Raw genomic sequence first — 12,747 nt, forward strand, 5'->3', positions numbered from 1 at the left:
GGGTAGAATCGTCATCAGGATGAAAATGATTCGACCGACGGGGTTTTGTCATGGGTCAGATGGGATTTTTTGATCTTTCCAGCCGATACGCGGGACTGGACAAATCTGGTGATCCGCTGGTGTTGCTCAACGACATGGTGCCGTTCGAGGATTACCGGGACGAGCTGAAGGCCATATGGCGCACGCCGCCCGAACAGCGCAAATCCAACGCTGGCCGCCCGCCTTGGGATGAGGTGCTGATATTCAAGACGATGGTTTTGCAGCAGCTCTACAACCTCTCTGACGATCAGATCGAGTATCAGATCCGCGACCGCCTGTCGTTCATGCGGTTTCTCGGCCTTGGCATTGAAGACAGCGTACCTGACGCCAAGACCATCTGGGCCTACCGTGAAAGGCTGGCCGGGGCCGGGAAGATGAAGGAGCTGTTTGACAAGTTCGATGCCTTTCTGCGCGAAAAGGGCTATCTGGCGATGGGCGGGCAGATTGTTGATGCGAGCATCGTTCCGGCGCCGCGCCAGCACAACAAAAGGGACGAGAACGAGAAAATCAAGGCGGGCGAAACGCCTGAAGAGTGGGAGGAAAAACCCCACAAGAAGCGCCAGAAGGACGTGGATGCGCGCTGGACGAAGAAGCACGGCAAGAGCTATTACGGCTACAAGAACCACATCAATGTCGACCGGCGGCACAAATTCATCCGCGCTTATGATGTCACCGATGCCGCCGTGCATGACAGCCAGGCGCTTGCCGGTCTGATTGATGCGAGCAACACCTCATCGGACCTGTGGGCCGACAGCGCCTATCGCTCGCAAAAGATCGAAAGCGAGCTGGAAGAGCGGGGGCTTCACAGCCATATCCATCACAAGGGCAGGCGCGGCAAGCCGCTTGGCGAGCGCCAGCAAAAGGCCAACCGGAGGCGCTCGAAAGTGCGGGTCCGGGTCGAGCATGTATTCGCTTTTCAGGAGCGCTCCATGGGCGGCAAGCTGATCCGCTCCATCGGCCTGAAGCGGGCGCGATTTCGCATCGGGATGATGAACCTGGTCTACAACATGAAGCGCTTCGTCCAGTTCGAATGCGGCCTGGCGGCGCCGGGATAAGGGTTCATGGGGTGAGGTGTGCCTGAAATACCCAAAACCGGCTTGAAACCGGTGAAAATGGGTTTATGATCCGAAGCAATCAGGCGGGACAGGCGAAAAACCGTCCACCCCGCCGCGAAGAAGGCGAAAACGGGAATTTACAGAGGTTCCCTATAGTTCTGTTATTTGCAGCCATAGCTTATTTCATATTCGAATTCTATTCCTAGAACCGTAGGGCGGGGTTCACCCCTCCACACAAATTCCCCGTTTGACAAACACCCCTCTGCCGTGGTCGCGTGGCGCAAAGCAACGCAAGGCCCGAGTCACCATGCAATTATCAAACCGTATCACCACCCTTCTGGATAACGGCCATGACGGCTGGGGCCTCTATCTGAAATCCATCGAAATGATCGAGTCCGGCATCCCTGTCACCGAACTGACCATCGGTGAACACGATATCCGCACCCACCCCGATATCCTGAACGCGATGCATAAATCGGCGCTGGGCGGCCACACCGGATATGCCGCGGTGCCGGGCACGGATGAATTGCGACAGGCCGTGGCCAAACGGGTGCAGGATCGCACCGGCGTGCCCACCACGATCGACAATGTGCTGATCACCCCGGGTGGGCAATCAGCGCTGTTTTCCAGCCATCACGCGGTTTGCGACGAAGGCGACACCGCCCTGTTTATTGATCCCTATTACGCCACCTACCCCGCCACCCTGCGCGCGGTCGGCGCTATTGCCACCCCCGTTGCCGCCCACGCGCAGGACAATTTCGAGCCACAGGCCGAAGCGATTGCGAAGCATGCCAAGGGGGCCAAATCCCTGCTGATCAACACCCCGAACAACCCCACCGGCGTGGTCTATTCCCGCGCCACGCTTAACGGTATCGCCGATGTCTGCCGTGAAAATGACCTATGGCTGATCTCGGACGAGGTATATGACACCCAGATCTGGCAGGGCGAACATCTCAGCCCCCGCGCCTTGCCCGATATGGCAGAACGCACGCTGGTGGTCGGCTCCATGTCCAAAAGCCACGCGATGACCGGCAGCCGGATCGGCTGGATTGTCGCGCCCGAGGACGCGATCAAACACCTGTCCAATCTGGCCACCCACACCACTTATGGCGTACCCGGTTACATTCAGGACGCAGCCCTGTTTGCCCTGGAACAAGGCCCCCCGCTCGAGGCCGAAATCGCCGCCCCCTTTGCCCGCCGCCGCGAAATCGCCATGCGGGTGCTGGACGGGCAAAACGTGGTCAAACACCTGCCTGCAATGGGGGCGATGTATCTGATGCTAGACCTGCGCGCCACTGGGTTGAGCGGCGAGGATTTCGCCCATGCCCTGCTGCAAAGCGAACATATCGCGGTGATGCCGGGCAACAGTTTCGGCCAGTCAGCCGCCGGCCATATCCGCGTGGCAATGACGGTTGAGGACGGGGTTTTCGGGCAGGCGCTGGAACGGCTGGTCGGATTTGCTAAGGGGCTGGTCGGGTAAGCCATTGCTTTGAACCTCGCTCCCCTTGTTCGGGCGCGATTATACGGTAAGCTGGTCAAATTCGCCCTGTCCCAGATCAATGAGGCCTGCCATGACCACCTTCCGCGACTTGCACCAACCCGGTAACCCTTTCATCCTTGCCAACGCATGGGATGCGGGCAGCGCCAAGATGCTGGCCGCTTTGGGGGCACAGGCGATAGCCACCTCTTCCGCTGCGCACGCCTTTACACTGGGTCGGCCCGATCTGGGCCATGTGACGCGGGACGAGGCGCTGGCCCATGCCCAAGATCTGGTCGCCGCCGCGGACGTGCCGGTATCGGGCGATTTTGAAAACGGCTTTGGCGATGATCCTGACACCTGCGCCCAAACCGTGCGACTGGCGGGGGAAATCGGACTGGCAGGGATTTCAATCGAGGATATGACCCTGCCTGCCGCCACTCCCTATGATTTTGATCTGGCGGTGGAGCGCATCCGTGCTGCGGCTGCTGCCGCCCGTGCCTTGCCCAATGATTTCGTGCTGGTGGCCCGCGCCGACGGGGTGATGCACGGGGCCTATGACATTGACGAGGCCCTGCGCCGACTGAAAGCCTATGAAGAGGTCGGGGCTGATTGCCTCTATGTGCCGATGACGGCCAGTTTTGACGATCTGGCGCGAGTTTGCGCGGCAACAAAACTGCCGGTGAACGGCTTGGCCGCCGGCCCCTATGCCAAAGTATCCCGCGCGGAATTCGCCAAAATCGGCGTGGCGCGCATTTCTCAGGGGTCCGCCCTGGCACGGGCCACCCACAGGGTTATCTTTGACGCGGCAAAAGCGATGTTTGACCAAGGGGATTTCACCCCCCTGACCCATTCAATTTCCGGTGATGTGGTAGACGATCTGCTTAAGGCATAGACCTAGTTAACCCGCGGCGCATCATCCTGTTTTTCCATGCGCAGGAAGGTGAACATGCCCAGCGGCGGCAATTTGCTTTTGCTCTGCACGACCAATTCGTCCTCGCCCAGAATACGGTGGATGGAAAAATCCGAATGCCAGCCGATTTTATTGGCAAAAGGCGCCATTACTTTTTCCACCCGTGCCAATGCCCCTTTTTCGCGGGCAAAGTGGTTTACGATCAGCACCTGACCACCGGGTTTGCAGACCCGCGCCATTTCCGCAATCACCAGTTCTGGGTCAGGCACAACCGACACCAGATACATCGCAACGACCGTATCAAAATGGTTGTCCGGCAGCTCCATCGCGCGGGCGTCCATCTCGTGAATACCTTCAACGTGGGTCATGCTGCACTTGGCAACCTTCTTGCGCGCCTTGGCCAGCATATGGCTGGAAACATCAATACCTGTAACCTGCAAATGCGGTTTGTAATGCTTTAGAGATAGGCCGGTACCTACGCCCACTTCCAGCACTTTACCCTGCCGGCTATTGATGTACCGAATTGCCCTTTTACGCCCTACGGTTGTAATTGCGCCAAAGGTTTTGTCGTAAACAGGCGCCCATACCTTGTATGAGCTTTTAACTGCATCAATATCCAATTTCCCACCCTTCACTGATTTACCCGCCTTGTTTTCCAAGGGGAATAACGACGGTTTATGTTTTATTTACGACATATCTGCAAGCAGAAAGCCGGATAAAAAACCATATAATGTGAATGAGGGGCAAAACCGGCGATCTATTGCCAAATTCTGGAAATGCGAATACAAAAGCACATAGTTTTCCGGCTAAATCTGCCAAATAATATAGAAAATCCCCGGCAGCGTTGTTATAGCCTTATGCAATGAAACAGATATTTCAAATATTCCTGCTGGCATACTCGATCCTTTTCACAGGACTCCTGCTCGAATCCCGTAAATTACATGCAGATACCCCGGCCGCCACGGGCCTTGTTGTGCAGGATGATGCAGGCGTATTACCACCGGATACAGTCCAGACCTTGCGTGAAATACTGTCAGAGCGCCCCGCCCCGCCGATCTGGATTGCAACCGCAAATAAAGCACAAGGGGCTGACCCAGATAACTACTTCAAGGGAACCTCTGTAAATTCCCGTTTTCGCCTTCTTCGCGGCGGGGTGGACGGTTTTTCGCCTGTCCCGCCTGATTGCTTCGGATCATAAACCCATTTTCACCGGTTTCAAGCCGGTTTTGGGTATTTCAGGCACACCTCACCCCATGAACCCTTATCCCGGCGCCGCCAGGCCGCATTCGAACTGGACGAAGCGCTTCATGTTGTAGACCAGGTTCATCATCCCGATGCGAAATCGCGCCCGCTTCAGGCCGATGGAGCGGATCAGCTTGCCGCCCATGGAGCGCTCCTGAAAAGCGAATACATGCTCGACCCGGACCCGCACTTTCGAGCGCCTCCGGTTGGCCTTTTGCTGGCGCTCGCCAAGCGGCTTGCCGCGCCTGCCCTTGTGATGGATATGGCTGTGAAGCCCCCGCTCTTCCAGCTCGCTTTCGATCTTTTGCGAGCGATAGGCGCTGTCGGCCCACAGGTCCGATGAGGTGTTGCTCGCATCAATCAGACCGGCAAGCGCCTGGCTGTCATGCACGGCGGCATCGGTGACATCATAAGCGCGGATGAATTTGTGCCGCCGGTCGACATTGATGTGGTTCTTGTAGCCGTAATAGCTCTTGCCGTGCTTCTTCGTCCAGCGCGCATCCACGTCCTTCTGGCGCTTCTTGTGGGGTTTTTCCTCCCACTCTTCAGGCGTTTCGCCCGCCTTGATTTTCTCGTTCTCGTCCCTTTTGTTGTGCTGGCGCGGCGCCGGAACGATGCTCGCATCAACAATCTGCCCGCCCATCGCCAGATAGCCCTTTTCGCGCAGAAAGGCATCGAACTTGTCAAACAGCTCCTTCATCTTCCCGGCCCCGGCCAGCCTTTCACGGTAGGCCCAGATGGTCTTGGCGTCAGGTACGCTGTCTTCAATGCCAAGGCCGAGAAACCGCATGAACGACAGGCGGTCGCGGATCTGATACTCGATCTGATCGTCAGAGAGGTTGTAGAGCTGCTGCAAAACCATCGTCTTGAATATCAGCACCTCATCCCAAGGCGGGCGGCCAGCGTTGGATTTGCGCTGTTCGGGCGGCGTGCGCCATATGGCCTTCAGCTCGTCCCGGTAATCCTCGAACGGCACCATGTCGTTGAGCAACACCAGCGGATCACCAGATTTGTCCAGTCCCGCGTATCGGCTGGAAAGATCAAAAAATCCCATCTGACCCATGACAAAACCCCGTCGGTCGAATCATTTTCATCCTGATGACGATTCTACCCCGTCAGGCCGGATTTTGGGGGATTTTTAGAGGTTCCCTCAAGTGGGTAGTGTCGCGAGTTTGGTGGAAATTCGAGGACGGCGTAATCTCCGGGTGCATCGAAGCCACCCAACCGGCGGCTGGAACCGCCAAGGAGATCACGCCATGACAAAGAATACAGCAACATCGACATCCGCGCTACTGGCCAATGAAGCAGGCTATGACCCGATTGAAGACCGGCTGCGCCAGAACATCCGCGCGACGATCGAGGCGGTTTTCGAAGAGGAGCTGGAGCAGTTTCTGGGCCGTTGCCGGTATGGCCGCAGCGGCGGGGCAAAGGCCGGATACCGCCACGGGCATCGCGAGCGGCAACTGGTCGGAACATTTGGAACCGAAACGGTGCGCGTGCCGCGTGCGCGGATCACAGGCGAGGCCGGCAAGGCCAGAGAATGGCGCTCGAAGGCATTGCCCCGCTACCAGCGGCTGACGAAGAAGGCCGAGGCGCTGATCGCTGCTGTCTACCTTTCGGGCACCAACACACGGCGGGTAAAACGCGCCCTGTTCGGCCTGTTTCAGGGGGCGGTCAGCAAGGATGTGGTGAGCCGCGCCTGGCGCAAGGTGAAGGTGGACTGGCAGGCGTGGTGCGCCCGCAGCCTTGCGGATGAAGACATCGTGCGGCTGATCCTGGACGGCACCGTGATCAAAACGCGGATTGACAGGAAGGCCACCAATATCTCGGTTCTGGCCGCGATTGGCGTGCGCCGGGATGGGCAGAAGGTCTTGTTATCACTGATGAACATGGGCGGCGAAAGCACCTCCGCCTGGCGTCAGTTCATCAACGATCTGGATGCGCGCGGGTTGAAACGGCCCGAATTTGTCATCGTGGACGGGGCACCGGGACTTGAGGTCGCTCTCATTGCCCTCTGGGGTGAAGATCTGCCGATCCAGAGGTGCACGGTGCACAAGCACCGCAACCTTCTGGCCAAGGCACCCAAGCGTATGCATGATGAGTTGACAGAAGATTACCGCGACATGATCTACGCCAAAACACCCGAGGAAATCGCCACCCGCCGCAAGGCATTTCTGCGAAAATGGCGGCTGAAATGCAAGGCCGTCGCTGACAGCTTGGAAGAAGCAGGAGATAAGCTTTTCACCTTCACGCGTCTGCCACAAGGCCAGTGGAAATCGGCCAGAACGACAAATGCGATCGAACGCCTGAACGAGGAATTCCGCCGCCGCATCAAGACCCAGACCGTGCTGCCATGCGCCGAGACCGTGCCGATGCTGCTTTGGGCTCTGATGGCCTCGGGGCAGATCGTCATGCGAAAGGTCGATGGCTGGGAAACGCTCGCTCAGCCCGTCGCCGACGCAACCCTTGACCAAGCCGCCTGACCGGCGCATAACTCAACCCGCTCGGAGGTGCCTGAAATCAATTTCCACCACTTTCGAGACACAACCATTTTTTAACCAATTCATACGACCTGGCAATACTGGCCTAGAGTAACCCGTAGGGTGGGTTATTAACTCACAACCTTATCCTTGCCCCAATGGCGGGTTGAAACCCGCCCTACAGATAATTGCAGCCGTGGCGTGTCCATGCCCTGCCTTCGCCGGTCAGCAAATAAAATCCTTAAAACCACCCTTGCCACTCCCCCCTGCTTTCTGCCTATATCACTGCAACGATAAATCAGGGGGAGGATGCACATGGCGGGGAGTTCCGCAGTGCTGGAAGATGGCTCGTTTCTCAGCCGTCTGGACAGGCAGTTATTCAAACTCGAAAGTCTGATGGCGCTTATCAGCGGTCTGGCAATTTTCTCGCTGATGGTCCTGGCTGTGGTATCGGTCGGCGGGCGTAATACGATGAACATGCCGCTGCCCGGCTATGTCGACTGGATCGAACAGGTGATGCCGCTGATTGCCTTTATGGGGGTGGCTTACACCCAGCGCGATGGCGGGCATATCCGCATGGACATTCTGGTCGGCAAACTGCGGGGCCGCGCCCTGTGGGGGGCCGAGTTTATCACCACGCTGGCCATGCTGGTGCTGGTCCTGTTGCTGATCTGGGGATCCTATTCGCATTTCCTGCGCTCGTTCGATTTCAACGCGCCCTACTGGAGCCGCGATTCCTCCATCGACATATCCATCCCGCTGTGGCCCGCAAAACTGATCGTGCCTGTCGCCTTTACTGTGCTGGCGATGCGGTTGGTGGTGCAGCTTTGGGGCTATGGCCGCGCTGTGGTTCTGGGGCTAAGCGAACCCGTGGCGGTGCCCTTGGTGATGAGTGCCGCGGCACAGGCCGCAGAAGAGGCTGAACTGATGCTGGACACAAACGACGAGGATACCGCGTAATGGAACCGATTGATATTGGCATTGCCGTGACCGGCGGTATGTTCCTGCTGGTGGTGCTGGGGATGCGGGTGGCCTTTGCTGCCGGTATGGCGGGCCTTACCGGACTGGTCTGGATTTTCTGGGCCAAATTCGGCTATGAGCCGGACAAATTTATCAAGGCGCTGACGGTTTCGGTGAAAATCGCAGGTCAGGTGCCCCATTCCAAGATTTCACATCAGGCGTTATCACTGATCCCCACCTTTATCCTGATCGGATACCTTGCTTATTACGCCGGCCTGACCAAGGCGCTGTTCGAGGCCGCCAAACGCTGGGTCGGCTGGCTGCCCGGCGGTATGGCTGTGGCAACCATCTTTGCAACGGCAGGCTTTGCCGCTGTGTCGGGGGCGTCAGTGGCCACCGCTGCCGTATTCGCCCGCATCGCCATCCCCGAAATGCTTCAGGTCGGCTATGACAAACGGTTTGCAGCCGGTGTGGTGGCTGCAGGCGGCACGCTGGCTTCGATGATCCCGCCCTCGGCCATTCTGGTGATCTATGCGATTATCGTTGAGCAGGACGTGGGCAAACTGTTGCTGGCCGGATTTATCCCCGGCGCGGTATCGGCCCTGACCTATGGCGTGCTAATCGTCATCCTCGCCCTGCTGATCCCGAATTTCGGCCCGCCAGTCCGGGGGTTTACATGGGGCGAGCGGTTCAAATCCCTGCCTGCCGCGGCCCCGATTGCCTTTGTGGTTCTGATCATCATCCTGTTCATCTATAACCCCTTTGGCGGCGATGCCTGGGGCACCCCGACCGAAGGCGGCGCATTGGGGGCTTTTGTAATCTTCCTGATGGCCATTTTCAAAGGGATGCGCTGGGGCCAGCTAAGGGATTCCCTGTTGGAAAGTGCCAAGCTGGCGGTGATGATATTCACCATCATCTGGGGCGTGCTGATCTATGTGCGCTTCCTGGGCTTTGCCCATTTGCCTGACGCATTTGCCCAATGGATCGCGGGGCTGGACCAGTCACCAATGCTGACCCTGATCTATATCCTGCTGGCCTATGCTGTGTTGGGCATGTTCATGGATGCCATCGGCATGCTGCTGCTGACCCTGCCGGTGGTTTACCCCGCCGTCATGGCCCTGAACGGCGGTGATATGGTTTCCGCAGCCGACAGTGCCTTTGGCATGAGCGGTCCAATGTGCGCCATCTGGTTCGGTATTCTGGTGGTGAAAATGGCCGAATTCTGCCTGATCACCCCGCCGATCGGGTTGAACTGCTTTGTGGTGGCGGGGGTGCGCGATGATCTAAGCGTGCAGGACGTGTTCATCGGCGTAACCCCGTTCTTTATTGCGGATGCGGTGGCCATTGCCACGTTCCTCAGCTTCCCGTCAATCGTGCTTTGGTTGCCAGGTCTGGCCTCTTAGCACCGATAAATGCACATCAAAGGCCCTGCAAATGCGGGGCCTTTTTCATTTTCTGGGGCAAACTTAAAAAATTCCGCAAACCGTAAGCCTATCTTAACCCCCCGAACGCTAAATCATTCCATCGAATAACAAAGAGGGGATTCCCTGGTGTTGATGTTGAATACCAAAGGAACAGGATGCGGCCGATGACAGCGGTTATTACGTTACAGGAGCGGCTCGATTTTAGTGCGGTCACCCCGCTGAAAACCACCATTCTGGGCTATGCGGGCCAGAATCTGGAAATCAACGCCAGCCAGGTTGTTCATATGGGCACCCTGTGCCTGCAAGTGCTGATCGCGGCCGCCAATGACTGGAAGCAGGCAGGTAAAGTATTTCGCATCACCTCACCCAGCGACATTTGCGAATCCCAACTCGCCCTGCACGGATTTTCCCCCGATACATTAACCGGAGTATCCCCGACATGAGCCTGCAAATCCTTGCTGTCGATGACAGCCGCACAATCCGCGACATGCTGAACCTGACGCTGAATCAGGCGGGTTTCACCCCGCATCTGGCCGATGACGGCGTGCACGGGATCGAGGTGCTAGAAGAAATGTCGCCACCACCGGACGCGATTATCACCGACATCAATATGCCGCGAATGGACGGTTTCGGCTTTATCGAAGCGGTGCGCAAAATCGAAAAATTCCGCGCCGTTCCGTGCTGACCACCGAAAGCGCGGCCGAGTTGAAACAACGGGCGCGCACTGCCGGCGCAACGGGCTGGATCGTCAAACCGTTCGAGCCGAAAAAACTGGTCCGCGCCCTGCAAATGGTAACAGGATAGGACGCTGCCATGATGGATGAAGATGACCCAATGGCCGAAATCCGGGCGTCGTTTTTTGTCGAATGCGAAGAACTGCTCGAAGCCTTGCAGGATGGCCTGCAAATCATGGATGATGGCGAAGCGGATGATGAAACCATCAACGTCGTATTTCGCGCCGTGCATTCGATCAAGGGGGGCGCCGGGGCCTTCGGGCTGGAAGAGCTTGTGCGCTTTGCCCATCAGTTTGAATCGGTACTGGATGGTGTGCGTTCAGGCACAATCGAGGCTGATCGCAACGCGATTTCTGTCTTTTTCCAGTCCGGTGACATATTGGGCGATCTGGTTCGCGCAGCCCGTGATGACGATGTTGCAGACGAGAGCCGCATTCAGGGGGTAATGAGCAGCCTGACGTCCATGCTGGGCGCAGACGCACAGAAAAACGAGACCGAAGAAGATGTCAGTGACTTTCAGCCAATGGGTCTTTCACTGGATCTGGGTCTGGATATAGGGGGCAATGGTGCCCCTGCCCTGCCCGATTTACCTGATTTGCCTGATTTGCCTGATTTTGGCACCACACCGCCACCCGCTTCCACGGCTGTCTTTGAAGACGGCTATACCATCCATTTCCTACCCGACAGCTCGCTCTATGCGTCTGGCAATGAGCCGCTGCATCTATTGCGTTTGCTGCGTGAAATGGGTGATCTTGATGTCACTTGCGATACCACTGCGCTCCCGTCGCTTTCGGGTCTGGATGAAGAAAAATCATACCTGTCCTGGACAATCCACCTAACCACCGACGAAGACGAAGACGCCGTGCGTGACGTATTCGACTTTGTTGCGGATCTTTGCACGCTGAGCATCACCGGCCCGGGAAAACCTGGCCCTGGGTCGCCACCAACCGATACCCCCACCTCACCATTAACAATAAATGACACAACACCTGATACCTCGGTTAAGCCACCACAGAATTCGGACTCATCCCCCGAAGCCACGGCCGCTCCCAAGTCAGGCGACGTATCGGATCCCAAAACGGCTTCCTCCCCTGTGGCGCCCTCTGCCCCCGCAAAAAAATCGGCACCATCTACTTCCAAATCGAACAAACCCCGCCACACTGTGCGCGTTGATCTGGAACGGATCGACCGGTTGGTGAACCTTGTTGGCGAATTGGTTATCAATCAGGCAATGATTTCGCAAAGTGTGACAGAAGCAGGCCTGCAGACCAACTCGGCCGTATCCGAAGGTCTGGATGAATTCATGCAACTGACCCGCGATATTCAGGACAGTGTGATGATGATCCGCGCCCAACCGGTGAAATCCCTTTTCCAGCGGATGAGCCGGATTGTGCGCGAAGCATCCTCGATGGTCGGAAAATCCGTGCGCCTGAAAACCGAGGGCGACGCCACTGAAATTGATAAAACCGTGATCGAACGTCTGGCCGATCCGTTAACCCATATGATCCGAAATGCGGTAGATCACGGCATTGAATCACCACAAGACCGCCTGGCCGCAGGGAAACCGGAAGAAGGCATTGTAACCCTTTCTGCCGGCCATCGCTCCGGTCGCGTTATCGTTGAGGTCGTAGATGACGGTGCCGGAATCAATCGGGAACGCGTCCTGCAAATCGCCATGGAAAAAGGGCTGGTCCCGCAAAATGCGGAACTCACAGATAGCGAAATCGATAATCTGTTGTTTATGCCTGGGTTTTCCACCGCTAGTGAAGTGTCGGATTTATCCGGGCGTGGTGTCGGTATGGATGTTGTCAAAAGTGCCATCTTGTCACTTGGCGGGCGCGTAACGATTCAATCCAATCCGGGCTCGGGTACCATTTTCACAATCAGCCTGCCTCTGACCCTTGCAGTGCTGGACGGGATGGTGATCAATGTAGCAAACCAAACTCTCGTTGTGCCGTTAAGCACAATCACCGAAACCCTGACTTTGATGGGGCCCGATATTCGTGCATTGGGCCCTCAGACCAATGTCATTAAAGTTCGTGACAGTTTCGTCCCTCTGCTTGATCTGGGTTTCGAACTCGGCTTCAGGGCACCACTGGATAGTTACGTCGGATCGATTGCTCTGCTGATTGCCCAGGAGGACGGGGATCATGCAGCCTTGATAGTTGATTCAATTCAGGATCAGCGGCAGGTCGTAATCAAAGGTCTTCAAGACACATTTGGTCAAGTGCCGGGTGTTGCGGCTGCAACGATCTTGGGGGACGGGAAAATCGCCTTAATCCTGGATCCGGTTGACGTTGTTGCCAATGCCGATGGGCGAACACAGCCCATTCAATCCAACCTTCAACTCGCTGGATAGACAGATGTCAGAGACACAAAATCAAATTGACTCCACAGAAATTGAACTCAGAGGTGGTCGCGGA

At 56.9% G+C, this 12,747-nt stretch carries 11 protein-coding genes and 1 pseudogene; 10 read left to right on the plus strand and 2 right to left on the minus strand.

Translation table 11 applies throughout. The annotated features are described in order from the left end of the window. Nucleotides 1-50: 50 nt before the first annotated feature. From ACQY4M_RS01500 to ACQY4M_RS01515, 4 genes are all read left to right on the plus strand, one after another. Nucleotides 51-1,094 carry an IS5 family transposase gene (locus tag ACQY4M_RS01500; RefSeq protein WP_428539227.1) on the plus strand — a complete coding sequence of 348 codons (1,044 nt, stop codon included), beginning with the start codon at nucleotides 51-53 and terminating at the stop codon, nucleotides 1,092-1,094. A 65-nt stretch (nucleotides 1,095-1,159) separates the two neighbouring features. Next, on the plus strand, nucleotides 1,160-1,300 hold the full coding sequence (locus ACQY4M_RS01505; protein WP_428539928.1) for a hypothetical protein: 141 nt from the start codon (nucleotides 1,160-1,162) through the stop codon (nucleotides 1,298-1,300). 101 nt (nucleotides 1,301-1,401) lie between these two features. After that, nucleotides 1,402-2,574: a pyridoxal phosphate-dependent aminotransferase gene (locus ACQY4M_RS01510; RefSeq protein ID WP_428539931.1), complete on the plus strand. Its 1,173-nt coding sequence runs from the start codon at nucleotides 1,402-1,404 to the stop codon at nucleotides 2,572-2,574. A gap of 91 nt (nucleotides 2,575-2,665) precedes the next feature. Further along, complete coding sequence (locus ACQY4M_RS01515) at nucleotides 2,666-3,466, plus strand: isocitrate lyase/PEP mutase family protein (RefSeq protein ID WP_428539934.1); 801 nt, start codon at nucleotides 2,666-2,668, stop codon at nucleotides 3,464-3,466. 2 nt (nucleotides 3,467-3,468) lie between these two features. Here ACQY4M_RS01515 and ACQY4M_RS01520 read toward each other — a convergent pair whose 3' ends face one another. Beyond that, complete coding sequence (locus ACQY4M_RS01520) at nucleotides 3,469-4,104, minus strand: class I SAM-dependent methyltransferase (RefSeq protein WP_428539937.1); 636 nt, start codon at nucleotides 4,102-4,104, stop codon at nucleotides 3,469-3,471. Nucleotides 4,105-4,745: 641 nt separating this feature from the next. Continuing rightward, nucleotides 4,746-5,789: an IS5 family transposase gene (locus ACQY4M_RS01525; RefSeq protein ID WP_428539227.1), complete on the minus strand. Its 1,044-nt coding sequence runs from the start codon at nucleotides 5,787-5,789 to the stop codon at nucleotides 4,746-4,748. Nucleotides 5,790-5,982: 193 nt separating this feature from the next. On the opposite strand from ACQY4M_RS01525, the gene ACQY4M_RS01530 reads away from it, so the two are divergent. The 6 genes and pseudogenes from ACQY4M_RS01530 (at nucleotide 5,983) to ACQY4M_RS01555 (ending at nucleotide 12,683) form a co-directional block, all read left to right on the plus strand. After that, nucleotides 5,983-7,209 carry an IS256 family transposase gene (locus ACQY4M_RS01530; RefSeq protein WP_428539582.1) on the plus strand — a complete coding sequence of 409 codons (1,227 nt, stop codon included), beginning with the start codon at nucleotides 5,983-5,985 and terminating at the stop codon, nucleotides 7,207-7,209. A gap of 312 nt (nucleotides 7,210-7,521) precedes the next feature. After that, a complete protein-coding gene (locus ACQY4M_RS01535; protein WP_428539940.1) occupies nucleotides 7,522-8,166 on the plus strand; it encodes a TRAP transporter small permease subunit in 645 nt (214 codons plus the stop codon). Beyond that, on the plus strand, nucleotides 8,166-9,569 hold the full coding sequence (locus ACQY4M_RS01540) for a TRAP transporter large permease (RefSeq protein WP_428539943.1): 1,404 nt from the start codon (nucleotides 8,166-8,168) through the stop codon (nucleotides 9,567-9,569). Before ACQY4M_RS01535 ends, ACQY4M_RS01540 begins: the two co-directional genes overlap by 1 nt. Before the next feature lie 185 nt (nucleotides 9,570-9,754). After that, nucleotides 9,755-10,033, plus strand: coding sequence for an STAS domain-containing protein (locus tag ACQY4M_RS01545; protein ID WP_428539946.1), 279 nt, complete (start codon nucleotides 9,755-9,757; stop codon nucleotides 10,031-10,033). Further along, a pseudogene (locus ACQY4M_RS01550) lies at nucleotides 10,030-10,394 on the plus strand (response regulator). The gene ACQY4M_RS01545 and the pseudogene ACQY4M_RS01550 overlap by 4 nt, the downstream one beginning before the upstream one ends. A gap of 9 nt (nucleotides 10,395-10,403) precedes the next feature. Next, complete coding sequence (locus ACQY4M_RS01555; RefSeq protein ID WP_428539949.1) at nucleotides 10,404-12,683, plus strand: chemotaxis protein CheA; 2,280 nt, start codon at nucleotides 10,404-10,406, stop codon at nucleotides 12,681-12,683. Nucleotides 12,684-12,747 lie beyond the last annotated feature (64 nt).

It is taken from the genome of Profundibacter sp. (assembly GCF_965277155.1).
Taxonomy (GTDB): domain Bacteria; phylum Pseudomonadota; class Alphaproteobacteria; order Rhodobacterales; family Rhodobacteraceae; genus Profundibacter.